Annotated in this window: 23 protein-coding genes and 1 pseudogene; 18 read left to right on the forward strand and 6 right to left on the reverse strand. The window is 69.3% G+C overall.

All coding sequences use genetic code 11. From position 1 onward, the window contains the following. The first annotated feature begins 57 nt into the window (after nt 1–57). The 4 genes from AC061S_RS22500 to AC061S_RS22515 all read left to right on the forward strand — a co-directional run bounded on the left by AC061S_RS22500 (nt 58) and on the right by AC061S_RS22515 (nt 4,797). Nucleotides 58–1,155: a radical SAM protein gene (locus tag AC061S_RS22500; RefSeq protein WP_478687745.1), complete on the forward strand. Its 1,098-nt coding sequence runs from the start codon at nt 58–60 to the stop codon at nt 1,153–1,155. 293 nt (nt 1,156–1,448) lie between these two features. After that, a complete protein-coding gene (locus tag AC061S_RS22505) occupies nt 1,449–2,348 on the forward strand; it encodes a putative selenate ABC transporter substrate-binding protein (protein ID WP_478687746.1) in 900 nt (299 codons plus the stop codon). After that, nucleotides 2,345–3,088 (forward strand): phosphonate ABC transporter ATP-binding protein, encoded by a 744-nt coding sequence (locus AC061S_RS22510; protein ID WP_478687747.1) that lies wholly within the window; start codon nt 2,345–2,347, stop codon nt 3,086–3,088. The genes AC061S_RS22505 and AC061S_RS22510 overlap by 4 nt, the downstream gene beginning before the upstream one ends. A gap of 68 nt (nt 3,089–3,156) precedes the next feature. Beyond that, complete coding sequence (locus AC061S_RS22515) at nt 3,157–4,797, forward strand: PhnE/PtxC family ABC transporter permease (RefSeq protein ID WP_478687748.1); 1,641 nt, start codon at nt 3,157–3,159, stop codon at nt 4,795–4,797. A 137-nt stretch (nt 4,798–4,934) separates the two neighbouring features. On the opposite strand, the gene AC061S_RS22520 is transcribed toward AC061S_RS22515, so the two are convergent. Beyond that, the gene (locus tag AC061S_RS22520; protein WP_478687749.1) at nt 4,935–5,498 is read right to left on the reverse strand and encodes a DM13 domain-containing protein; all 564 of its coding nucleotides are present in this window, start codon (nt 5,496–5,498) and stop codon (nt 4,935–4,937) included. A gap of 582 nt (nt 5,499–6,080) precedes the next feature. On the opposite strand from AC061S_RS22520, the gene AC061S_RS22525 reads away from it, so the two are divergent. After that, nucleotides 6,081–6,608, forward strand: a complete 528-nt coding sequence (locus AC061S_RS22525; RefSeq protein ID WP_478687750.1) for a hypothetical protein — start codon at nt 6,081–6,083, stop codon at nt 6,606–6,608. Between the two features lie 115 nt (nt 6,609–6,723). On the opposite strand, the gene AC061S_RS22530 is transcribed toward AC061S_RS22525, so the two are convergent. Beyond that, on the reverse strand, nt 6,724–7,134 hold the full coding sequence (locus AC061S_RS22530) for a four-helix bundle copper-binding protein (RefSeq protein ID WP_478687751.1): 411 nt from the start codon (nt 7,132–7,134) through the stop codon (nt 6,724–6,726). 195 nt (nt 7,135–7,329) lie between these two features. Here AC061S_RS22530 and AC061S_RS22535 point away from each other — a divergent pair, with 195 nt between their 5' ends. The 4 genes from AC061S_RS22535 (at nt 7,330) to AC061S_RS22550 (ending at nt 9,533) form a co-directional block, all read left to right on the forward strand. Then, nucleotides 7,330–7,698: a BlaI/MecI/CopY family transcriptional regulator gene (locus AC061S_RS22535; protein ID WP_478687773.1), complete on the forward strand. Its 369-nt coding sequence runs from the start codon at nt 7,330–7,332 to the stop codon at nt 7,696–7,698. Further along, nucleotides 7,695–8,606, forward strand: coding sequence for a M56 family metallopeptidase (locus tag AC061S_RS22540; RefSeq protein ID WP_478687752.1), 912 nt, complete (start codon nt 7,695–7,697; stop codon nt 8,604–8,606). The genes AC061S_RS22535 and AC061S_RS22540 overlap by 4 nt, the downstream gene beginning before the upstream one ends. A gap of 298 nt (nt 8,607–8,904) precedes the next feature. After that, on the forward strand, nt 8,905–9,141 hold the full coding sequence (locus tag AC061S_RS22545) for a hypothetical protein (protein WP_478687753.1): 237 nt from the start codon (nt 8,905–8,907) through the stop codon (nt 9,139–9,141). 5 nt (nt 9,142–9,146) lie between these two features. After that, nucleotides 9,147–9,533 carry a hypothetical protein gene (locus tag AC061S_RS22550; protein ID WP_478687754.1) on the forward strand — a complete coding sequence of 129 codons (387 nt, stop codon included), beginning with the start codon at nt 9,147–9,149 and terminating at the stop codon, nt 9,531–9,533. A gap of 131 nt (nt 9,534–9,664) precedes the next feature. On the opposite strand, the gene AC061S_RS22555 is transcribed toward AC061S_RS22550, so the two are convergent. After that, on the reverse strand, nt 9,665–10,798 hold the full coding sequence (locus AC061S_RS22555) for a lipid II:glycine glycyltransferase FemX (protein ID WP_478687755.1): 1,134 nt from the start codon (nt 10,796–10,798) through the stop codon (nt 9,665–9,667). Nucleotides 10,799–10,998: 200 nt separating this feature from the next. On the opposite strand from AC061S_RS22555, the gene murJ reads away from it, so the two are divergent. The 3 genes from murJ to AC061S_RS22570 are packed head-to-tail and all read left to right on the forward strand — an operon-like array spanning nt 10,999 to nt 14,100. After that, a complete protein-coding gene (murJ, locus tag AC061S_RS22560; protein WP_478687756.1) occupies nt 10,999–12,717 on the forward strand; it encodes a murein biosynthesis integral membrane protein MurJ in 1,719 nt (572 codons plus the stop codon). Beyond that, nucleotides 12,704–13,249 (forward strand): SigE family RNA polymerase sigma factor, encoded by a 546-nt coding sequence (locus tag AC061S_RS22565; protein WP_478687757.1) that lies wholly within the window; start codon nt 12,704–12,706, stop codon nt 13,247–13,249. The genes murJ and AC061S_RS22565 overlap by 14 nt, the downstream gene beginning before the upstream one ends. Then, entirely contained in the window at nt 13,246–14,100 is an 855-nt protein-coding gene (locus tag AC061S_RS22570) for a hypothetical protein (protein WP_478687758.1), read from the forward strand. Before AC061S_RS22565 ends, AC061S_RS22570 begins: the two co-directional genes overlap by 4 nt. A gap of 161 nt (nt 14,101–14,261) precedes the next feature. On the opposite strand, the gene AC061S_RS22575 is transcribed toward AC061S_RS22570, so the two are convergent. Further along, the gene (locus AC061S_RS22575; protein WP_478687759.1) at nt 14,262–15,515 is read right to left on the reverse strand and encodes a L,D-transpeptidase; all 1,254 of its coding nucleotides are present in this window, start codon (nt 15,513–15,515) and stop codon (nt 14,262–14,264) included. Between the two features lie 175 nt (nt 15,516–15,690). Between AC061S_RS22575 and AC061S_RS22580 the strand changes: the two genes are divergently transcribed. The 3 genes from AC061S_RS22580 (at nt 15,691) to lgt (ending at nt 18,764) form a co-directional block, all read left to right on the forward strand. Beyond that, the gene (locus AC061S_RS22580) at nt 15,691–16,134 is read left to right on the forward strand and encodes a hypothetical protein (protein WP_478687760.1); all 444 of its coding nucleotides are present in this window, start codon (nt 15,691–15,693) and stop codon (nt 16,132–16,134) included. Beyond that, nucleotides 16,131–17,711, forward strand: coding sequence for an apolipoprotein N-acyltransferase (lnt, locus tag AC061S_RS22585; RefSeq protein ID WP_478687761.1), 1,581 nt, complete (start codon nt 16,131–16,133; stop codon nt 17,709–17,711). Before AC061S_RS22580 ends, lnt begins: the two co-directional genes overlap by 4 nt. Nucleotides 17,712–17,804: 93 nt before the next feature. Then, nucleotides 17,805–18,764 (forward strand): prolipoprotein diacylglyceryl transferase, encoded by a 960-nt coding sequence (lgt, locus tag AC061S_RS22590; RefSeq protein ID WP_478687762.1) that lies wholly within the window; start codon nt 17,805–17,807, stop codon nt 18,762–18,764. Nucleotides 18,765–19,209: 445 nt separating this feature from the next. On the opposite strand, the gene AC061S_RS22595 is transcribed toward lgt, so the two are convergent. Continuing rightward, nucleotides 19,210–19,974, reverse strand: coding sequence for an SDR family oxidoreductase (locus AC061S_RS22595; RefSeq protein ID WP_478687763.1), 765 nt, complete (start codon nt 19,972–19,974; stop codon nt 19,210–19,212). Between the two features lie 268 nt (nt 19,975–20,242). Here AC061S_RS22595 and AC061S_RS22600 point away from each other — a divergent pair. Further along, a pseudogene (locus AC061S_RS22600) lies at nt 20,243–20,407 on the forward strand (IS630 family transposase); the annotation flags it as partial. A gap of 9 nt (nt 20,408–20,416) precedes the next feature. Here the strand turns inward: AC061S_RS22600 and AC061S_RS22605 are convergent. Then, on the reverse strand, nt 20,417–21,121 hold the full coding sequence (locus tag AC061S_RS22605) for a SanA/YdcF family protein (protein ID WP_478687764.1): 705 nt from the start codon (nt 21,119–21,121) through the stop codon (nt 20,417–20,419). 701 nt (nt 21,122–21,822) lie between these two features. On the opposite strand from AC061S_RS22605, the gene AC061S_RS22610 reads away from it, so the two are divergent. Together AC061S_RS22610 and AC061S_RS22615 are read left to right on the forward strand one after the other, a co-directional pair. Beyond that, nucleotides 21,823–22,170, forward strand: coding sequence for a Tn3 family transposase (locus AC061S_RS22610; protein ID WP_478687774.1), 348 nt, complete (start codon nt 21,823–21,825; stop codon nt 22,168–22,170). Nucleotides 22,171–22,390: 220 nt separating this feature from the next. Beyond that, a complete protein-coding gene (locus tag AC061S_RS22615; RefSeq protein ID WP_478687765.1) occupies nt 22,391–23,242 on the forward strand; it encodes an MBL fold metallo-hydrolase in 852 nt (283 codons plus the stop codon). Nucleotides 23,243–23,420: the final 178 nt, after the last annotated feature.

Raw genomic sequence — 23,420 nt, forward strand, 5'->3', positions numbered from 1 at the left:
GTGTCGTCATCACTGATCAGCTCTACGCCGGGCAGTGTCGCCGCTACCGTGGGAGACATGACTCAGCCGGCTGATCCTGATCGGGCGCCGAATCCCCTCGGTGAGGTCGCTGCCCTCGTCGACGGCGGTGACATGGACTGTGGGAGTGGTCTGCTGCTGCTGATCACCCGTGCGATGAGGCGTCTGGAGCCCGGGCAGCTGCTCGGTGTGCGCAGCGCGGAGGTCAGCGTGGTCACCGACCTGCCGGCCTGGGCGGACCTGGTCGGGCACGATGTGGTGACCGAGTTCGCCGAGTCGGCCGAAGGTCCATGGTGGTTCGCGGTGAGCAAGACAGGCGTGTCCACCCGTCCGGACACGGTCTTCAGCCGGGGCGAGCGGACACCAGTGGGCCGACGACTGTGGATCTATACCAATTTCAACTGCAATCTCGCCTGCAAGTACTGCTGTGCCGAATCCTCTCCGAAGGCCGTCGCGCGGCGCTTCGATCCCGCTGTCGCCACTGTTGTCTTCGCCGAGTTCCTCCACCAGGGAGGCCGCGAGGTGTTCTTCACTGGCGGCGAGCCCTTCATGCACCCCGAGCTCGGTGCCCTGGTGGCCGCCGGCGCCGGCCTGGAGCGCACCGTCCTGACGAACGGCATGATCTTCGCAAGGGGCAGCCGCCGCGACACCCTGGAGAGCCTGGACCGTGAGGTGGTGCTGCAGATCAGCCTCGACTCGGCCACGCCCGAGCTGCACGACCGGCAACGGGGTGCCGGCTCGTGGTCGAAGGCCATGGACGGCATCGCGCTGGCCCGTTCCCTCGGGTTCCGGGTGCGGGTGGCCGCCACGTTGTACGACGAGGACCCGCAGGGCGTCGACGCGCTGCACCGGCGCCTCGACGATGCCGGGATCGCTCCCGAGGACCGTGTCATCCGCCCCGTGGCCCAGGAAGGTTTCGCGACCGAGGGAGTGCACGTCTCCCTGGAGAGTCTCGAGCCGGAGCCGACTCTCACCGCGGACGGCGCCTGGTGGCACCCGGTGGCCGTCACCAACCCGCACCTGCGGATCGCCGACGCCCCGCTGCCGCTGTCCGAGGTCTTCGGCGTGGTGCGCGACACCCTCGCCGTACAGGACGCCGCCGCCCGGTCGGGACGTGAGGTCTTCCGCTGCGCCTGAGCAGGACTCACCGGCCCACCACAGATGAAGGAGACACCGATGACGACCGCACCCGGGGGGAAGAATCTCGTCCGCTGGCTCTTCGCTCCCGCGGCAGACGACGTCCCTCGCGGACACGCCGCCGCGCGGTGTTCCTCCGCGTCCTGCTCGGCCTGATGTGGCTCTACAACGTCCACGGCCGTGGTCGCCCTGGCGGTCGCCGGTGCTCGGGACCGATCTTCATCCCGCGACTGATCTCGAGCGCGCGATCACCATCCGCCCGGCGGTAAGGGAGAGCAGTGCCCAGGAACCCGTTGACCCGTCGCACCTTCCTCCTCGGCACCGGTGCGACGCTGGTGCTGAGCGCCTGTGGCAGCGGAGGCGCGGGCGGTTCGGATGACCGGCGTCTCGGACTCTCCGCCATCCCCGACCAGGACCCCGAACTCCTGGGCCGGCTCTACCCGGCGGTTGCCGAACGGTTCGCCGCTGCCACCGGCCTCCCGGTGGCCTACCGGCCCGTCACCGACTACACCGCGGTGGTGCGTGCCTTCGAGATCGGCGACATCCACCTGGCCTGGATGGGCGGGCTCACCGGCGTCCAGGCACGCGCACGCGTTCCCGGTGCCACCGCTCTCGCGCAGCGTGACATCGATGCCGACTTCCGCAGTGTGTTCATCGCAGGCGCCGACTCCGGTCTGCGGCCGTTCGACGCGATCGACGGTTTGCGGTCTCTCGCCGGACACACCCTCACCTTCGGCAGCGAGACGTCCACTTCGGGTCGGCTCATGCCGCAGTTCTTCATGCGGAAGGCGGGACTTGAGCTGAGCGATCTACGAGGGGCACCGGGCTTCTCCGGTTCGCACGACGCCACCATCGAGGCGGTCGCCACCGGCAGTTTCGAGGTCGGGGCCGTCAACGAGCAGGTGTGGAAGGCGAGTGCGGCGGCCGGCGAGATCGACTTGAGCGGGGTGACGGAGTTGTGGCGCACCCCCGGCTATGCCGACTACCACTGGCTGGCGCGTCCGGATCTCGACGAGGCCTTCGGGTCCGGCACCCGGCAGAAGGTGCTCGACCTGCTCCTGGATCTCGACGCCAGGGATTCCGAGGACGCGGAGATTCTGCGGCTCTTCGGAGCGCAGTCGTTCATCCGGACCGAGAACTCCGCCTACGACCGCATCGAGGATGTGGCCCGCGACCTGGGGCTGCTGCGGTGAACGCCTCGCCCGTGCTCCGGCTGTGCGGGGTCGGGCACAGCTACGGCTCGCACGAGGCGCTGCGCGATCTCGACCTCACCGTCCACGCGGGCGAACGTGTGGCGGTTCTCGGTACCAGCGGCGCCGGGAAGAGCACGCTGCTGGCACTGCTCAACGGATCGCTGACGCCGACCACGGGCACGGTGGAGGTCTTCGGCGAGAACCCGGCGCTCCTGTCGGCCTCACGGCTTCGACTGCTCCAGCGGCGCATCGGCACGGTGAGCCAACACCTAGCCCTGATCGAACAGGTCCGGGTGCTGCACAACGTCAACGTGGGCAGGCTCGGTGAATGGAGTACGCCCCGTGCCCTGGCCTCACTGGTCTGGCCCCGGTCACTCGACGTCGTGCGGGATGCCCTCGCCCGCGTCGACCTGAGCTGGGCGCTCCACGAGCGCACCGAACGTCTCTCCGGCGGCGAGCGGCAACGGGTGGCGATCGCCCGCCTCCTGGTACAGGACCCGGAACTGGTGGTAGCCGACGAGCCCGTCTCCAGCCTCGATCCCGTCCGCGCGGCACGAACCCTCGGCCTGCTCAGCACCTCGTCGCACGTGCGCACACTCGTGGTGAGCCTGCACCAGCCGTCACTCGCCAAAGAGCACTGTGCCCGCATCGTGGGTCTGCGCGACGGCCGCATCGTTCTCGACGGTCCCGCGGCCGACATGAGTGATGCCGCACTGCACGACCTGTACGCACTCGCATGACGCTCCAACCAGTCCGCTCGCCGTCACCGCCGGCCGGAACTGATCGAAAGGGCATCAGCGGGCTACGGGTGACGCTGCGCAGGCTGGCAGGGCTGGCAGCGTTCACCGGTCTGCTGGTGTGGGCCGTCCACCGCGCCGCGCCGTCAGGGGGCGCGCTGGTCAACCGAGGCGGTCTGCGTCTCCTCGACGACCTGGCGGCGACCGCACTGCGCCCCTCCCTGGAGGCCGAGTTCCTGGGCGTGGTCCTCGAAGCGACCGCCACCACGCTGGCCTTCGCCCTGCTCGGGACGGCCGGAGCACTGGTCATCGGGCTGATCGGCGGGCTCGTCCTCAGCGACGTGGCGTGGGGCAGTTCGCCGCCTTGGCCCATTCGTGCGGGGCGACTTCTGCTCCGCGGCCTGCTGGTGACGGTTCGCTCGGTCCACGAGTTGGTGTGGGCGCTGTTCTTCGTCAGCATTTTCGGACTCGACCCACTCGTCGCCGTCCTGGCTCTCGCCCTGCCCTTCGGCGCGCAGAGCGCCCAGGTCTTCGGGGAGACCTTCGACGCCGTGCCCGACACGGCGCTGCGTGCGCTGCGCGCCATCGGTGCCCGCCGGGTTTCCGCGCTGGCCTACGCCCTTCTTCCCCGCACAGCGCCGTTGCTGCTGTCCTACTCCTTCTACCGTCTGGAGTGTGCGCTGCGGTCGGCGGTCGTGCTGGGGATCGCGGGCGTGGGCGGCCTGGGATTCGAACTGATCGTGAGTCTGCAGTCCCGCAACTGGAGCGAAGTCTGGACGCTTGTCGCCGCGCTGCTGCTGCTGGCGGCGGCGGTCGAGCTGTGGAGCAATCGTGTTCGCCGCGACGTCGCGGTGGTGACCTGCGCCGATTGGTCGGTCGGGCGCGAGCGCACCCGCGAGGCGGGCCGGGCGCCGCGCGGCCTGTCCCGCCCGACCCGCTGGTCCCTGGCCATGATGGTGCCGGCGGTCGCGGCCGCGTGGTGGTGGGTGGGCCTATCGCCGGCCGGCATCATCTCGGCTCGCACCAGGGATCTCGGCAGCCGGCTGCTCACGGACCTCTGGCCGCCCGCATTCCCCGCAGGCGGTGGGCGGGTGCTGGCGGACGCCGCACTCGACACGGTGAGCATGGCCGTCCTCGCCATGCTCGTGGCGATCACGATCACCCTGGTCGTGGGCCCCTGGGCCAGCCGCCCACGCGCCGACCGGCGCGCCCCCGCAGGCGTGGCCCGGACAGGCGTCTGGGGGGCGGCCCGGCTACTGCTCCTGTTACTGCGGTCGGTGCCCCCGACGGTGTGGGCCGTCGTCGCACTCCTGGCCCTCTTCCCAGGCGTCCTGCCCGGCGCGTTGGCACTGGGCGTCTACACCGGCGGCATCCTCGGCCGGCTGGTCGCCGAAGCCTGGGAGACCATGGACCTCCAGCCACGCGATTCCCTGCGCAACGCCGGCCTGCCCCCGACGGTCTCGGCCGTGCTCGCCGTCGGGCCCCCCTCTGCCCATCACCTTGTCACCTACACGCTGTACCGGTTCGAGATCTGCGTGCGCGACACCGCCATCGTCGGCGTCGTCGGCGCCGCAGGCCTGGGCCGACTCCTCAGCGAACGTCTCGCAGCCTTCGACTTCCCGGTCGTCGCCGGCATCCTGCTGGCGTCACTGGCACTCAGCCTCACCGTCGAGGTCCTCGGACGCCGACTGCGACGCGCGCTGCGGGCCTGAGGACCGTCATGTCGAAGGCCGAGCTGTACGCGGCCGATCCGGCGCGGCCATCGCCCGCGAGGGGGCGACCGACGGCACTATCGGCTCGCCCTCGACAACCCTTCCTTCGCGTCGGCGGGCCCCTTGTCGTCAGGCTGTCAGGCCTTCGCGAGTGCCGCGGCACCGAAGGAGACATTGAAGCGGTCGCACCAGATGCTCACACTCGTGTACTGCGAGAGGTCAACATCCGCGGGCAGAACGTAGTTCTGGTCGCCCTTGTTGCCCTTGAGCTTGCCCAGACTGACGTACTTGCCGTCATCGAAGACCTCCCAGCCCGCCTTGCCTTCCTTCACTGGCGCATCCGTGAGCCAGACGTGCAGGTCGGGGCCGTTGCTGGTGTCGAGGTTCTCCAGCCGCAGCGTGTGCGAACCATCCGCAAGACGGACGATCTTCACCGAGCCCGTCGTCGTGTGCTCATGACTGATCAGCTGCCCCGCAGAGACCGTCTGAGGGCCCGCGGGCGCAGTGAGCGTCGGACCCGGGCTCGGCTGGGACGGCCCGGTCGACGCGGTGGCGGCCGTGGAAGGCAGGGCCTCCCGCACGGTCTTGTTCTGCCACAGCTTCCACGGCTGAAACAGGTACATGCCCACACCGATCACCGCGACCGCGACCACCGCAACACCGAGAACGACCGGCCTGCTCGTCACCCATCCACGTCCCATGAAACGCCTCCCCTTGCATCCGATTCCCGCCAGACAATAGCGACCTCGCGCATGGCTGCCGGTGCCCGGTCAGAGATCACAGCAGCGATACCAGCGGCACGGCCTGCGGAGCCGGGCCAGGGTCTGTCAAACACGAACGGCCCCGTCGAACGATTAGGCCGTATTCATATCGATCATCGGGATTCATGCCGATCATCGGGCTTGGGGTTCGAGCAGGGTTCTGGATCGGATGATCTCGAGGTGATGGCATGAGGACAGGGCCTCTTGGTAGTTCGGGGGTGTTGAGTGTTCTTGATGCTCGAACCGGTCGGCGGAAGGCGCCCTGCCTCGCCTGGCCCACCGCGTCCTGCCCTCCGAGGCGCGCACCGCCCACGCGGACGGCTGGATGCACTGCGTCCGGCGCCTGGTGATAACCCCGAAAGGCGGTGACTCCGACCCCTACACTGGGTGTGAGCGATGACCCGCACGGCGCCGGGCGATCTACCAGCGGGTACGCAAGCATTTTTTCATACCCGCGCGCACCCCGCCTCCTTACGTCGTCCTGAGGACGAGGGAATCCGAAGCCAGAAACGGCGATATGCAATGACCAGCGCGTTGCGGGCCTACGCGAGCACAGCCCTCCCGGACCACACGGTCTGGGGGGCCGCGGCGGGTCTGGTCGGCGGCGTGGGGATGGGCATCTGGATGTCTGTGTCCCGTCCCGTGATGGACACTGCGATGATCACGATGGTGGCCGGGCTGCTCGGTACGACCAACGCCTTCGCCGGTTGGCTGATCCACCTGTCCATCGCGCTGTTCGCGGGCGTCAGGTTCGGCGCGCTGCTCGGCCCCTTCGCCCGGAGCCCCCTGCCCGCCGCCGTCCTCGGTCTCGTCTACGGTGCGGTGTGGTGGACCTTCGGCGCCCTGTGGATCATGTCGGCCAACATGGGCATGCCGGTCTTCGACTGGAATGAATTCAGCGCCTCCAGCCTCGGCGCCCACCTGGTCTTCGGGCTCCTCGCCGGTCTGACGTTCGCCACGATCGCCCGCGCGACGGCCGGCCGCGCAGTGGTACGGCCGGAGGATGAAACCCGCACCGCCCGATACGCGTCGCATCCGGGGCGGCGGTGACGCCGCGCCCCACTGTCTGGCCGACAGCGCGGACGCGCTGAGCAGCCCGGCGTGGGGCGCCTCGCCCGGGACGACGCGAGGGGAGACACGCGACGAGAGGGCCGTCCGCCTTGGATCACCCAAGCGTGGCCAGCAGATCGTTGCAGGCTGCCTCGCATCGGCGGCAGGCCTCGGCGCATACGCGGCAGTGTTCGTGCATGTCGGCGTGGCTCTCGCACTCGTCTGCGCAGGATTTGCACACGGTGGCGCAGGCGGTGAGGATCGCGCGGGTGATGTTGGGGTCGTAGCCGGTGTGGCGGGAGATCACGGCTGCCGTGGCTGTGCAGATATCGGCGCAGTCCAGGTCGGTGCGGATGCACTTGGTCAGGTCGCCCACCATGCCCTCGGACAGGCAGGCATCCGCGCACGCTGTACATGCTTGCGCGCAGGCGATGCACTCCTCGATGCACCGGGCCATCGCCTCCTGGTTCACCTCGCCCAGGTCGGCCGGGTAGGTGTTCAGCATGTCCTTCACGGATGTGGTCATCGCTTGTCGCCTCCATAAGCCACCGTGGTCGGTGGCTGGGCACACCTTGCCGATGTCGGGTACGGGACACTTCCAGCTTGCGGAGTGAGCGGGACGGACGCATCCCGTGGCCGCGTGCGCGGGGCGAGCAGCCCGCCCCGCCCGGATGAGCGTTCTACTATGGGCTTGCGTACTTTGATGGAGAGGAAAGCAGTCATGCGGCGGCTGGGGGAACTCGAGGCGGAGATCATGGATCGCCTGTGGCGATGGAACCGCCCGGCGACGGTGCGGGAGATCGTCGACGACATCAACAAGCACCGGGAGATCGCCTACACCACCGTGATGACCGTGGCCAACATTCTTTACAACAAGGGCTGGCTGCTGCGCGGGAAGGATAGGCGGGCGTGGCTGTACAGCCCGGTCCGTACCCGTGAGCAGTACTCGGCGGCGCTGATGGAAGACGCCCTCGGGGCCAGCGAGGACCGCCCCGTGGCCCTCGCGCACTTCGTTCAGCAGATGACCCCCGACGAGGTCAGCGCCCTGCGCAAGGCCCTTCGAGCCGCAAAGCGCCAGGACACCGCATGAATGCGGCCCCCGCCCTGCTCGGGTACGCGGCGGCCGTGGGGTTCCTCGCGCCTCGGCTGATGCTGCGCAGTGCCTGGCCGCACAGGGCACCCGCTCTGGCCGTCGCGGTGTGGCACGGCCTGGCCGTCTCGTTCACCATCGCGCTCGCGCTTGCCGCGTATCACCTCGCCGTGCCCACTGAGCACCTGCACGCCGGACTGGTGGGGTTTCTCCACTCCTGCGGGCTGGGATCCGGCTCGGCCACACCCAGTGCCGACACGGCCGACGGGCTGGCCATCGCACTCCCGGCCTCGGTGGCTCTGCTTCTGCTGGGTTTCTTCGCCTTCGAGGTCGTGTGCGCGAGGCGGGCCCGTTTACGACACCGGCGTCTTCTGGATATCGTCGGCCGGCGCTCTACGCGCCTGCGCGCCACCGTGCTCGAACACGATCTGCCCGCCGCGTACTGCCTGCCCGGCCGCAGCCCGCGCGTCGTGGTCAGTGAGGGTGCCCTGCGGCTGCTGTCCGCCGAGCAGCTCGATGCCGTACTGGAGCACGAGCGGGCACACGTCGCAGGCCGTCATCACCTGCCCCGCGCTGCGGCCGAAGCCTTCGCGCGGCTGTTTCGCCGCTTGCCGCTGGCCCGGCACGCCAAGGAGCAGACGGCGATCCTCTTGGAGATGATCGCCGACGACCGGGCGCTGCGCCGTCATCCCCGTGAGGTGCTTGCCACTGCGCTGTACGAGATGGCTGCCGGTGGGGCGCCCGTCGGAGCGTTCGCGGCCGGGGGTCCCACTGCCCTGGTCCGTCTGCAGCGTGTGCTGGCGCCGCAGCGGAGTCCGCACGTGGCGCTCCGAGGATTTGCCGCCGCAGGAGCTCTGATGGTCCCGCTCATCCCTCTTCTCGTCGGCTGCACGTCGGCCATCGGCTGATCGCTGTCCGACCCTCTCGATTCTGGGGATCGGATTGCCGCCTCGTCTACGAATCTACTAAGTCCCTGGCCAAGGGTGCCTCCGGCGGTCTGCGCACTGGCCTGCAGCCACCCTGGCCGTCCTGGCCAGCCGAACGACGGTCGGCTATCGAGCCGCCCGGAAGGCCTTGGGGCCGTAGGGGGCGAGTGATCCAAGCCCCCGTCCCCATGGGTACCGAGGTGGCGCTCCGTCATCCCCGTGGCCAATTACGAGGAGTTCCGGATGGGGCATTACGCGAACCACCGGCCTGCCCGCCGCGATGGGCGGAGCCCTGGTGCTGGCCGCCGCCCTGGTGCCGGTCCTGGAGCATGTCCAACGGGATTCCCGGCGCACGATCACGGAGAGCCGCCCCATCTGTCTGCCGCCTGCCGAAACGGACGCCACCGGGAAGACCCCCGCGGCCATCGCCCTGTACGCAATGGCCGCCGTGCTCCTCGTCGCGGTCGCCCGGTCGGGCCGGAAGGGCAACGACCCGACCGTACAGTCGATGGGCTGAAGGCCGTGTTCGGACGTGTGCGGCCGGAGCCGCGGACCGATCCCCGACTCGATCCGTATCGCCATGCCGCGGCTCACGTGCGGGAGGGCGAAGAGGTGGTCGGCGTACTGGTGATCCGTGTGGTCACGTGGTGGACGTTGGAAGGGCCGTTCTGGCGAAGGCGCTGGGTGGACCCACGCGAGCTTCCCGAGTGGGCTCTGTCGCCTGTCGGCCCGCAGCAGGCGGGGATCGGACCCGATGACGACATCATTCCGGTCGAGGCGATCGATGAGGAGCTTCGGGATTGGTCCGCAGGCGTCTTCGAGCTGCGTGGCCGACGTCTCGGACTGGACTGGTGCGACAAGGACGAGGCCGGCGCCCTGCACCGCGTGCATGGCTGGACCGACGGCTGACCCCCCGGTATGCCGCTCGTGGCATACCGGCTGCGCGGTGCATCATGATTACTAAAGTATTTCGTAGATTAGTTTAGTCTGTCGGCATGCGAATCGGCCGAGGCCCAGCCGCCGCGCGGTACCCATCCCGCTCAGCGCCGGGACAGATACGCCTGCATGGCGCGGTGCAGGGTCCTGTTCACCGCTCCCTGAAGCGGCATTTCCCACTCACCCAGCGTCTCCGCCACCTGGCCACCGGTACCGAGCTTCCAGCGCATCAGACCGAACGCCCGGTCCTGCGGATCAAGGGTGTCCGGCACTCCGCGCATGTCGTAGACCGCGGCGCCCGCCGCGTGCACATCCCGGATGATCCGCCACTGCAGCGCGTTGCTCGGGCGCACTTCGCGGCCGTGGTCCGCCGAGGCGCCGGTCAGGTACCAGGCACGCCGGCCCAGGTTGATCACGGTGTGGGCCACGAGTATCTCGTCCTCGTGCCGGGCCACGTACAGACGCATCCGCCCCGTCTCCTCCTCGTTCAGTGCCCGGTACTGGCGCTGGAAGTACTCCAGGGACCGCCCCAGCCGGAAACCGTCGCGCTGCTCGGTGAGCCGCAGCAGGGCGTGGAAGTCGCTCAGGCAGCTCGCGTCGCCGATGGCCGTTTCCACTCCGGCCTTCGTGGCCTTCTTGATGTTGCGGCGCCACTCCTGGTTCAGCCCCGACCACACGTCGTCCAGACTCCGGCCCGCAAGCGGTACCCCGAAGAGGTACCGTGGTTGTGCGTCGCCGCCGCCCTGACCGTCCTCCCCGCAGCGCTGCCAGCCGCCGGCCCGCAGCCGGTCCGCGACCGATGCGCCCAGCGGATCCACCAGGTCCGGCAGTACGTCGCCCACCCGGCGGCCCGCCCCCACGGCACCCTTCAGGGTCCCGCCGGACCAGGTGCGATACGCCAGGGGAGGGCCCATCCGTACGGCGAAGGCTCCCGCTGCCCGCAGATGATCCAGGAGGATCCCGAGCCGTTCGCCGAGATCCGGTGCGCCCCAGTCCATCACCGGACCCTCCGGTATGTACGCGAAGTACCGGCGCACTCCGGGGAGCTGGCGGTACAGCACCAGGGCGGCGCCTTCCTGCCGCCCCTCGCCGTCGAACCAGCCCAGGTGCTCGGACTTCCATCCTTCCTTCACCACGGCCCACGAGGGGCACTGCAGGAAGCTGACATACCCGGCACCTTCTTCGGTGCTCCGGCCGCGTACGAAGTCGGTGTACCGCTCGGCGGTCAATGTCCGCATAGCGGGCGCTCGATGGGGCTCGGACGTCTGCATCATGACAGTCACTGCGGCGGTCTCCTCGACGTGGGTGGTGCCCCTCCTCCAGGAGGGCGGCGGAACTACCCGCTCATCTCCTTCACGCACGGGCCCACAGCCCTGTGACAGAAAACTTCCGGCAGCCCCGGATCCGGCACGGCAGACGAAGGGACACCGCAGCGGCCATGGCAGTGGAGACCGGGAACGCATCACCCGCGGATCGGCAGAAGACCAGCGCGCGCCGGACTCCGGGGATACGGGGCGGGGCGGTGATGGTGCTCGGCTCGTTGGCTTCGCGGCTCACCGGTTTCGTACGCGGCGCCGTCATCGTGGCCGCGCTCGGCACGGCCCTGCTGGGCGATGCGTACAACGTCGCCAACACGGTGCCGAACATCATCTACATCCTGCTGATCGGCGGGGCGCTCAACTCGGTCTTCGTCCCGGAGCTGGTGCGCGCGGCCAAGGAGCACGAAGACGGCGGGGCGGCCTATACCGACCGGCTGCTGACCGCCTGCGTCCTTGCCCTGACGGGCATCACCGCCGCCGCGATCCTTGCCGCCCCGTGGATCGTGGACGCGTACGCCGACTACTCAGGCGCGCAGCGGGACCTGACCGTGGCGCTGGCCCGCTTCTGTCTGCCGCAGATCCTCTTCTACGGCGTGTTCACTCTGCTGGGGCAGGTCCTCAACTCCCGCGACCGCTTCGGCGCGATGATGTGGACCCCCGTACTGAACAACGTGGCGGTCATCGCCGTCTTCGGCCTGTATCTCGCGGTCGCCGCCGACGCGGTATCGGCCGGCCAGGTCACCACCGGCCAGACGGTGCTGCTCGGAGTCGGCAGCACGGCGGGGATCGCCGTCCAGGCGCTGGCGCTGATCCCCTCCCTGCGCGCGGCGGGGTTCCGCTGGCGGCCCCGGTTCGACTGGCGGGACTCGGGCCTGGCCCGTCCGCTGCGGGCCGCAGTGTGGACCCTGCTGCTGGTGCTCGCCAACCAGATCGCGTACTGGGTGGTGACCCGGCTCTCCACCACCGCGGGCGTACAGGCCGACGCCGAGGGCGTCACCGCCGGTGTCGGCTACACCGCCTACAGCAGCGCATATCAGCTGTGGGTGGTGCCGCAGGGGATCATCACGGTCTCCCTGGTCACCGCGCTGCTACCGAGGATGAGCCGGGCGGCGGCGGACGGCGAACTCGGACGGCTCGGCGACGATCTCTCGCGAGGGCTGCGCACCTCGGCCGTAGCGATCGTCCCCGCGGCCGTCGCCTTCCTGGTCCTCGCGCCACAGCTCACCGGAGTCGCCTACCAGTACGCGCAGGCCACCGAGGAGGACACCCGAGCCATCGCCTGGGTCCTCATGGCGTTCGCACCAGGTCTGCTGGCGTTCTCCGCCCAATACGTACTGTCCCGGGGCTTCTACGCACTCGGTGACACCCGCACGCCGTTCTTCCTGACGCTGGTGATCGCGGGGACCAACGCCGGGCTCTCGGCAGCGGCGTACGCGATCCTGCCGGCCCGTTGGGCCGTGGCGGGGATGGCCGGCGCGTACGCCGTCGCCTGCACGACGGGCCTGATCTGCACCGCGTACTTACTGAACCGGCGGCTACGGCGCTCGGGCAATGCCGGGGGACTTGAGGCAGGGCGTGTCCTCGGCATGCACCTGAAGCTGGCCGCCGCCTGCCTCCCGGGAGCCGGCGCCGCGTACGCGATCGCGCGCTGGTCCACGGCCGCATTCGGCGACGGACCGGCCGGCGACCTGGCGGGGCTGGGGCTCGGCGGGGCGGCGGTCGCCCTGTCGCTGCTCCTGTTCGCCCGCCCGCTGCACATCGCCGAAGTCGAGGAGCTCGCAGACCCACTGCTGCGCCGGTTCCGCCGTACGAAGGTCGGCGGCCGTGACCGACTTTGACCAGTTCTACACGACCCATGTGCGTCGGCTCGTCGCGGTCGTCTACGCCGTGACGGGCGACGCGGCCGAGGCCGAGGACGCGGTACAGGAGGCATTCGCCAGGGCCTGGTTGAGGTGGGACCGCCTGGTCGCGGACGGAGATCCGACCCCGTGGATCCGGACTGTCGCCATGCGGCTGGCGGTCAGTACCTGGCGTAAATCGCGCAACCGCATCCGTGCCCACTTCAGGCACGGCCCGCCCGCCGACCTGCCGGAGCTGGCACCGGACCACGTCGCCCTCGTCGCCGCCTTGCGCAAGCTGAAGCCGGAGCAGCGGCGCGCGGTCGTACTGCACCATCTTCTGGACCTGCCGGTGGAGGAGGTCGCCCGGGAGACCGGCTCGACCAGCGCCGCCGTACGCACCCGGCTCGTGCGAGCCCGAAGAGCTCTCAGCACCCACCTTGAGGACGCCGCATCCGCGCCGAAGCCACGCTGCCCGATACGCTCCACCGCACAGCAGGAAGAGGCGGCCCGAGGAGGTGCCCCCGTATGACCGACATCCCAGGCCGCGACAACCGGCCCTCCGCCCCGCCCGGGGCGTCCGGCGATCTCCGCCTCGACGAGACGCTGCGCAGCTTCGTAGACGACGCCGAGCAGCGGGTCGTCATCGACACGGATCCGGATGCCGTACGAGGGCGCGCCCATCGACGCCGCGTGCGGCGGCGAACAGGAGCCGCAGCAGTGATCTCCACCGCCGTGCTGGCCGCCGGAGTCTGGGGGCTGGTGCCCGGCACACGAGGTGACAGCCCGGTGGTGGCCGTTCCCGCGTCACCTGCGCTGGTCTCCGCCGTCGCGGTGCTTCCTCCTCCGGAGGGGGACGGGCGGCTCACCGAGAAGGCGCTGCTGCCTCAGTCGGCCCTGCCCTGGAACAGCACGTACCACTGGCGCACCACGAGGCTCGACGGTGCCGAGGCCCCGCCGCTGCCCGATCCAGGTCCCGGGTGCCACGTACGGTGGTCCGAGTCACTGGGGACCTCGGCGCAGATCGCGCGTACGTACTCGGGGCAGGGACGGGCGACCGCTCAGCACCGCATCGCCGCGTTCCCGGATCCCTCCGCGGCATCGGCCGCGGCAACGTCGATCACCTCGCGGCTCCGGGCCTGCGGCTGGCACGAGACCAGGTCGCCGGCACCCCGGCAGTCACACGGCGAGAACCTGCACGAGTACGTCCTGACGTCCGGCTCCGGCGACCCGGTACGCGTGACGCTGGTCCAGTCGGACCGCCGCGTGGCCGTGCTCGCCGTCTCCACCGCGATCGCCTACGACCACGCCCACCCCGACAGCCGCACCGACTATTGCCTGGACGAGTCGCTTCGAGGCGGCAGCACGCCCGAGCACTGCTGAGGCAGGCAGGCGCCGTCCCTACCCCTGCCGGGTCAGGTTCCGGGAGGAATCCGGGCTGCCTGACACGCCAGAGCGCGGACGATGTGAGGGGATCCACCGGGGGCGCGCCCCCGGTGGATCCCCTCACATCTATGACTCGGAGCACTGGCCGACGGCCGGCATCACGTCAGTGCGCTGCCCTTTTGCCAGGTGGCCCAGTCGACGTTCCAGGCACCGTAGCCGTTGTTCACCGCCAACGTGTCCGTGGAGTTGACGACCGTGACGGGATCGCCGAAGTTCACCTGGTCGTAGAACCACTTGGCGTCTTCGGTGCTCATGCCGATGCAGCCGTGGCTGGCGTTGACCCGGCCGAACTTGCCTTCATTCCAGGGCGCCGCGTGCGCGTAGGTGCCCGAGATGGACAGCTGAACGTCCCACTTGACGTCACCCAAGTTGTACGCCTCGGGGCCGAAGATACCGACGGTGGAGGAGTCCATCCGGATGCTGGGGACCTTGCTCAGGACGACCATCGTGCCGTTCCAGGTCTCGAAGGTCTCCTTGCCCGTGGAGACCGGGAGCGTGCGCAGGACCTTGCCGTTCTCGGAGACGGTCATCGTCTTCTTGGTGACGTCGACGGTGCTCACGACCGCCTTGCCGATGGTGAAGTCGATCTGGCGGTTCTGCGTGCCGATCACATCGCCGGACTTCACACCGGCCAGGTTCATTCCCAGCGTGACTTTGGTTCCCGGCTTCCAGTACTCCTGGGGCCGGTAGTCGACCCGGTCCTTCCCGTCCCGGTCCTTCATCCAGCTCCACGCGCCCTCGACGGCCGGGGACGAGGTCACCTTCAGGGCGCGCTCCACCCCCGCCCTGTCCTTGATCGGCTTGTTGAAGACGATCGACACCGGCAACGCGACACCCACGGATGAGCCGTTGTTGACGTTGTACGTGCCGACGAACGTCTCTTCCTTGCTCAGGGTGGTGAAGGTGCTGTCACGGGCGGACTTCTTGCCGTCGTCACCCGCGACCCGGGCCTTGACCGAGTAGGTGACGCCGTACTCCGTGTCGTGGGAGGACACCCACGACATTCCGTCGGCGGACAGCGTTCCGTCGAGGGCCTTGCCGCCCTCCGACGTCACGGACACGGATTCGAGCTTCCCGCCGGTCGCCTTCACCGTCACCGGCTCTGCCGGTATGACCCCTTTGCCTTCGACAGCCGGCGAGACCGTGACGGCCGTCTCCCCGGTCCCGGCCGGCGTGCCGGATGCCGAGGCCGTCGGCGCCTCCGGATTCTTGCCGGCCGTCGAACCGGAGGCGCCCTGGGCGCAGGCAGCCAGAGTGACGATCGAGGCAGCCGCGAGCGCCGCCAATCCGAGCCGTCGGCGCCGAGGCCGCTGTTCGGCGGGCGCCGAGCGCCCCTGCCGGATGTCTTGCACGGTCATCCTCCGTTGTGCTGCATAAGGAGTGTCCCTAAGTGACTTAGTAGACGTATGGCGGCTGGGCATGGTTCCTGGTTGACCGCTCTGAATACCTACGTAAGTACTTCGTAGAATACGATGACCATCCCGCCGGGCATACACGGTTGGCGGCAGCAGACTCGAGGAGCAGCCCATGCGTACGTGGCCCGCTCGTCGATGGGCCGTCGCTGTGCTCGTCGCAGTCCTGGCAGCACTGGCCATCGGCGTTCCCACCGGCGTGATCCCGAACCCCTTCTACACGCGGATGACTCCGGTGCTGTGGTGGAACTACCCGGTGTGGCTCATCAGCTCCGTGCTGGAGGGGTTGCTCGTCGCCACCTACCTCCGGGCATCGGACGAGGAGGTTCCCCCGCAGCGACCTCGGACCGCGCGCGCCATGGCCGCGGGCCTGCTGTCGGCGTTCGCCGTGGGGTGCCCCATCTGCAACAAGCTCGTCGTCCTCGCTCTCGGTGTGAGTGGAGCGCTGTCGTACTGGGCACCCGCCCAGCCGCTGCTCGCCCTCGCGTCGATCGCGTTGCTGACCCATGCGCTCGTACGCCGCCTGCGGACGGCCAAGGCCTGCGCGCTGCCCGCATGAGTCCTTGCGCGTCCCCGGCCCTGCGCACCGTACCGATGTCAGCCGTGGGCGGGCTGCTGCTCTACGCCGCGTTCCCGCCCACCGGTCTGTGGTTCCTGGCCCCGCTCGGCCCGGCACTGCTGGCGCTGTCGGTGCGCGGCCGTTCCAAGCGGTCGGCCTTCCTGGCCGGCACCGTCTTCGGCCTGGCGTTCTTCGGGCCGCTGATCGTCTGGCTGGCCAATCTCGGCGTCGCGGCCTGGCTCGCACTGACCGCGGTCCAGGCGCTCATCCTCGGTCTCGCCGCCATTCCCCTGCCGCGACTGCTCGCCCTGCCCGGCTGGCCGTTGTTCGGCGCCGCCTGGTGGGTTGCGGTGGAGGCGCTGCGCGGCCGGGCACCGCTCGGCGGCTTCCCCTGGGGCAGGCTCGCCTTCAGCCAGGCCGACGCACCGAATGCCGGCTGGGCCGCCGTGGGCGGTGCGCCACTGCTCACCTTCGCCGTGGCGCTCGCGGGCATGCTCGCTCTGTACGGCGCGTCGGCCGCGGGCTCGAGGCGCCCCAAGAGGCTGGCCGCGGTCTGCGCGGGGGCGGTGGCTCTGCTGGCAGGGCCGCTGCTGCTGCCCACCGTGATGTCATCGGACCGTAGTGCCGTGGTGGCCGTGGTTCAGGGCAACGTGCCGCGCACCCGGTCGCTGGAAGAGCAGGCCCGGATCCAGGGCGTGGCCGAGAACCACGCACGTGAGACGGCCAGACTGGCCGAAGCGGTGGCCCGCGGCGAGGTGGAGCGACCGGATGTGGTGATCTGGCCGGAGAACTCGCTGGACAGCGATCCGGCTCGGGACCCGGCGCTGGAGGCGCTGGTCGCCGATTCGGTACGAGCGTTGAACCGGCCGCTGCTGATCGGCGCCATCCTGCGGGGCCCCGGCGGCACCTCGTACAACGCAGGCCAGCTGTGGCTGCCCGGACAAGGGCCGATCGGCTTCTATGCGAAGCGGCAGCTCGTACCGTTCGGCGAGTACATCCCCGGCCGGAGCCTCGTGGGCGGTCTCGGCTCGCTCCAGCTCATCCCGCGCGACTTCACCCGCGGCACTTCGTACGAGCCGCTCCGCGCCGGGGAGACCCGTATCGGGGACGTGATCTGCTACGAGATCGCCTACGACGGGCGAGTCCGCGACACCGTGAAGGCGGGCGCGAACCTGCTGGTCGTACAGACCAACAACGCCACCTACGAGCGTGGTCTGCAAGCCGGCCAGTCGGAACAGCAGCTCGCCATGGCCCGGCTGCGGGCCATCGAATACGGTCGCGCGGTCGCGCTGGCCTCGACGAGCGGGGTCAGCGCCATCGTCGCCCCGGACGGGCGGGTCACGGACCGGGCCGGCACCTGGCGCAGCGCCTCCTTGGTGCGGCGTGTACCGCTCTCCGAGGGCCGGACGCTCGCCCTGCGGGCCGGGCCGTGGCCCGAGGCGCTGCTCAGCGCTCTGGCGCTGGCCGGCGTCGGGGCCGGGCTGATCCGGCGGAGTCGCCGTGCGGCTGCTTCGTCGCTCCCGGGCGTCCCGGCGGTTGCAGGGGACAGTTCCCCGGTCCCGGCCTCGCCGCGCTGACCTGCGGGTCTTTGGAGTTGTCGGGTTTGAGTACGGCAAACTTTTACTAATCTGCTTAGCATTCATTTATCGGCTTCGCCCTATGCTGCCGACATGCAACTCGCCTTCCTGCCCAGCCCGCCGACCGGTGTGATCTACCTGGGCCCCATCCCGTTGAGGGCCTACGCCTTCTGCATCATCCTGGGCGTCTTCGTGGCGGTGTGGCTCGGGAGCCGGCGTTGGGTGGCCCATGGTGGCGCCAAGCACACGGTGGGGGACATCGCCGTCTGGGCGGTGCCCTTCGGCCTGGTCGGCGGCCGCCTCTACCATGTGATCACCAGCCCGGCTGCGTACTTCGGCGAGGGCGGCGAGCCCATCCGCGCCCTGTACGTCTGGGAGGGCGGCCTGGGCATCTGGGGCGCCATCGCGCTTGGCGCCGTGGGGGCGTGGATCGGCTGCCGCCGACGCGGCATCCCGCTGCCTGCCTACGCCGACGCGATCGCGCCCGGACTCGCGCTGGCCCAGGCGATCGGGCGCTGGGGCAACTGGTTCAACCAGGAGCTGTACGGCCGGGCCACCACCCTGCCCTGGGGCCTGGAGATCGCCCCCGAGAACCGGCCCGCGAACAGCCTCGATGCGGCGACGTACCACCCGGCCTTCCTGTACGAGTCCCTCTGGAACGTGGGCGTCGCGCTTCTGGTGCTCTGGGCGGACCGCCGTTTCCGCCTGGGCCACGGGCGTGCCTTCGCTCTCTACGTGGCGGCCTACACCGTGGGCCGCTTCTGGATCGAGTACCTGCGGGTCGACGAGGCCCAGCAGGTCCTCGGGCTCCGGCTGAACAACTGGACCTCGATCGTGGTCTTCGCCGGCGCCGTCATCTATCTCGTGGTCTCTGCCCGCACGCGTCCGGGACGCGAGGAACTGCCGGACGTGGAACCTCCTGCGAGGGCGTCTGAGCACAAGGCGAGTGTCGCTGAAGCAGACCAACAAGATCAAGATCGGGCGGCTGCACACCCGTTCCACGCCGTCGAGGGTCGTCGGGTGGACGCTGTCCCCTTCCGCACGGCCCCGTGATCGGTACTCGGGCTGGACGGTAGAGGCGCCTGCATGCAGCGGGTACGGGAATCCGGGAACCGCCCCAGCCCGCCGGTCGGACCTGGCAGAAGGCGACCGGGCCCGGTCAGGGCCGGGGCAGTGGCAGGCCGGGCATCTGTGGGTGGCGCAGATGCCCGGCCTGCCGTCGTAGACGTGCAGGGTGAAGGTCTCCGGCCGGCTGGCCGCGTCGTAGGCGTCCAACCGTTCTCGATGGGCTCCCACAACTTCACCCGGCCGCCCTCGGCACCCGCCAACCGCCGTCGTGCGCAGTGACGATGGCGGCCGATCCGGTGACGACGTCGACCAGGTGCACGAGTCGCCGACCGTCGTCATCTGCGCGTCGGGCACCTCGCTATGGGCGAGGAACCACAGGTGGAAGGCCTCCACGGTTGCGGCGCGACCCGCCGGGTCCCAGGCGCGGGGATCAGCGGGTGGTGTAGCCGCCGTTGAGGAAGAGGGTCTGGCCGTTGGCCCACCAGCCGTCGGTGAGCATGTGACGGATCCACGGGACGATGTCCTCGACCTTGGTGAGGTCGCCGTTCATGGCGGAGGACTTGTGGTAGGCGACGGAGTCGTCGTCCTCGGCGGGGTAGAAGAACGGGGTGTCCATCGGTCCCGGAGCGATGTTGTTGACCGAGATGTTACGGCCGAACAGCTCCTTCGACAGGGCTCGGGTGAAGTGCTCGACGGGGGCCTTGCTGCCCGCGTACGAGGAGTACAGGCCGGTGTACGCGGCCAGCAGCGAGGTGACGATCGTGATGATCTTCCCGCCGTCCTCGATCCGGCGTGCGGCCTCGCGCATCACGAAGAACGCGGCCTTGGAGTTGACCGCGAACATGCGGTCGTACTCATCCTCGGTGATCTCGGTGAGCGGCTTCTTCAGGACCATGCCGGCGGTGTTGATGCTGTAGTTCAGCTTCCCGAACCGCCTCACGACCTCGTCGAAGACCCGCTCGACCTCGGCGACCCGGGTCAGGTCGGCCTGGATCGCGAACGCCTGGCCCGGTCCCGCGTTGATCTCGTCCACGACTGCCTCGGCCTTGGCCCGGGAGGAGTCGCTGTTGTAGTGCACGGCGACCAGCGCGCCCTCGGCGCCGAGTGTGGTGCTGATCAGCCCGCCCAGATTGCGGGACGCGCCGCCGACGAAGGCGACCTTGCCGCTGAGCGTCTTGTCCGGGGTCTTGACCATGACTGCCTCCTGCGATGTGCCTGGCTGGGACATGCACGCGGCCCGGTCGGCCCGGCGGACGAAGCGGTGGCAGCCCGCCGAAGTGATCCAGGTCACGCACACCCGCCAGGCTCGCAGGAGGAGATCGGGTGGTTCTTGAACGACACGATCCGGAGCGGAAGAAACCGATCAGCACCTTTTGCCCGCCGGACCGCCGCCGCGGCCGTCCCGCAGTATCCGCGGGGTGGCCCCGTCATGACGGCGCATCATCCGGGCGTGGGCCCAGGGTGTGGCCGCAGGTAAGAGCGCCGAGGCGGCCTGGAATGGGTGGATCCTGTTCGAGGATGAAGCCTCGCAGTAGCTGAGGCCGCCGCGTGGCAGAGTCTGGGGCCGCGCGGGCTGCACCCCCGTCGTCAGGGTGCGCGGCCCTGGCTCCGGAGGGGTCTCGATAGCCGACGCCTGATCACCGGCCACCGGCCAGCGCCCGCGCCACCCCCGGTTCCTTCGGCCCGAGGAACTGGGGTTCCGGCTCAAACAGGGCGTCCACGGCTGCCTTGCCTGCGGCGAATAGTTCGCGTGCGGTGCCGTAATACCAGAGCGCGTCCTGGTGGTCGACCGCACTGACGCCGTACGAGTCGATACCCGCCTCCTGACACAGGGCGACCGCCCGCCGGATGTGGAAGCCCTGGCTCACGAGAATCGCGCGGTCGACGCCGAAGATCTTCTTGGCGCGCACGCAGGAGTCCCAGGTGTCGAAGCCTGCGTAGTCACTGACGATCCGGGCGTCGGGCACGCCGCTATGGGTGAGGTAGGTGCGCATGGCCTGTGGCTCGTCGTAGGAGTGGCTGCTGTTGTCGCCGGTGACCAGAACCACGTCGACGCGTCCCTCGCGGTACAACTCCGCCGCCGCGTCGAGGCGGTTGGCGAGGTATATCGACGGCTCGCCGTTCCCCATCAGGCCCGCGCCGAAGACTACGGCCACATCGGTGCGCGGGACGTCGGCCGTCGTCCGCAGCCGGCCGTCCGCCACTGTGAACATCCACGTCGCGGGCAGCAGCGCCAGCACGCACAGAAGCGTCACCGTCTGCACGGCCCGCCGCTGCCCCGCGCGGGTGCGAGGCAGAAGCGGCCTACGGACGTCGCTCAGACGCAGGCGCGGTAGGTGCATGACAGTGACCCCCCGGTTTATCAGCCGCCGTACGCAACGGCGGCGGCTCGTGTGTCTCGGCTGTCTCTGCCGTTACACCTTCTACTGCTCTGGCAAGCGAGTGACGCCTCGCTTGGTTCCCTGCTCACCTCGAAGCATGACCAACATCACTCCGTGTGCTGAAAACCGCAGGTCGTCTCAGCCTGCTGCTGATCCTGAACTCGGACCTCAGCTCCGGCCGCGAAGACCGACTACCGGAGTCCGGCCTACGCGACCCCGCCTGCTGGAACGCGGCGGTCTCGGCGTAAGCGACCTCAGATGTCCCCCAATACGCAGGAGACTGCCCTCGCGGTCACCCTCGCGTTTCAAGGAGAGGAGCGACGGCGCGGCAGGTCGCCGCAGGCCCTTGCGTGGGGATGACGCAAGAGCCCCTGTCGGTGCTCCTTTCGCCGTGCGCCTCCCCGTCTTCCTGTTGCAGCCCGCGGGGCACGGGGAGGGCGCGGCCTCACTGAAGCGATCGACACGTTACCACTAACAATATTAGTAGTGAGTGGGGGGCTCGGCGAGCGAGTGGACTGTCGAGGACTTCGATCACCGGGCCGCCCAGCATCCCCAGCGCGATCGAGACCACGGCCGTGAGGCAGGCGACCGCTGTCGGCGCTCCAGGCTCGCGGAGCCTGGTCCCGCGCGCAGGGCCACGGGTGCGGGTTGGGCCGTGACACCTGAGGACCCGGGCGACCGCCTCTCAGATCAGCCGGGCCACGAACAGGGCCGAGGCGTACAACGGGTACACCAAGTGGCTGCACTTCGACTCCCACGGCTATCTCCGCAGCCGGGACCCAGAACTCCAGGAGAAAGCTGTCAAGTTCCTCGACCTGGTGGCCAGTTCGGTGATCTTCTCCACCACCGTCGACACCGACACCCTGCGCCAGATGGCACGCGAGGGCTGGACCATCCGCACACAGGACCTCGCCGTCATCGGCCCCCACCGCCGCGACAACGTCCTGCGCTTCGGCGACTACGACACCACCACCCACCCTCCACATCCCGCCCGGCCCCTACGATTCTGACCTCCCGTTCGGCGGTAGCGCGTGAGCAGCCCTTCGGTAAGAGTGTCCCCCAGTAGGCGCCGAACGCTACGGCGCGGTGGAGGAAGACCCGCAGGTGGAGGCGCCACCGATCCAGCCTCAACCGTTGTGTCCATCGCCTACTGACGGGCGCTGCAAACGAAATGACGACAGTGTTTTCCTTCCGGCATGGCAAGATCGTCTATCGAGAGAAGTGCTGAGAATGCCTGAGTCTGTTTCCCTGGCCTACGACGTCCTGGTCGCCGACGGCGTTCCCAGAGAGTTCGATCTGCGGATGCCGAACGGCGACGCGATCGTTTCCTCACCCGTCTCATCCACTCTGATCTACGGGGAACGGGACGCCGTCCTGGTGGACCCGCCGCTGACCCACGGACAGATCGCGCAGGTAGCGGAGGGCCTTGGGCGTTCCGGTAAGCGGCTCACGTCCGTGTTCATCACCCACGGTCACCCCGATCACTGGTTCGGCACGGCGACGTTGCTGGAGCGGTTCGGCGACGACGGCACCGTCGTGTACGCCACCGAGGGCACCATCCGGCAGATGCACGAGCAGCTCAAGGGTAAGGAGGACGGATTCGCGAAGACCTTCTCCGGAGTCCCCGAGAACACCCCGGTCCTCGCCGTCCCCGTACCACCCGAGGGCTTCCGCCTGGAGGGCCAGGACCTGTATGCGGTGGAGACCGGCCACACCGATACGGACGACTCCAGCGTCCTGCACGTGCCATCGATCGGTCTCGTCGTCGCCGGGGATGTCGTCTACAACGGCGTACACCAGATGATGCTCGAAGGCGGCAACGGCGGCCTCCACGCCTGGCTCGACGGCATCGACAAGGTCGCTGCACTCAACCCGCGCCATGTGGTCGCCGGCCACAAGAACAAAGACCTGCCCGACGACCCGAAGATCCTGGACGAGACCCGCCAGTACCTGCGGGACGCGATCCGCCTTCTCGCGGGTCAACCGACCCCGCTGGAGTTCTTCAACGAGATGATGAAACTCCACGGCGACCGGCTCAACCCCGGCCCGCTCTGGTACAGCGGCCTGGGCCTGCTCACCTGAGAACACACCCCGCGGTTCCTTGGCCGTTGGAGCGCGTCGGACGGCGAAGGCTCTTGAGGGCCCGTCATGGCCCCGGATCTTTGCACCATGCAGTTCTCAGAGGGGGGTGTGGCCCGCTTTTGAGTGAGAACGAGTTGTGCGAACCGATCAGGGATCTCCGGCGTCTCCGGTGTCGGAT

It is taken from the genome of Streptomyces sp. CA189 (assembly GCF_056428985.1).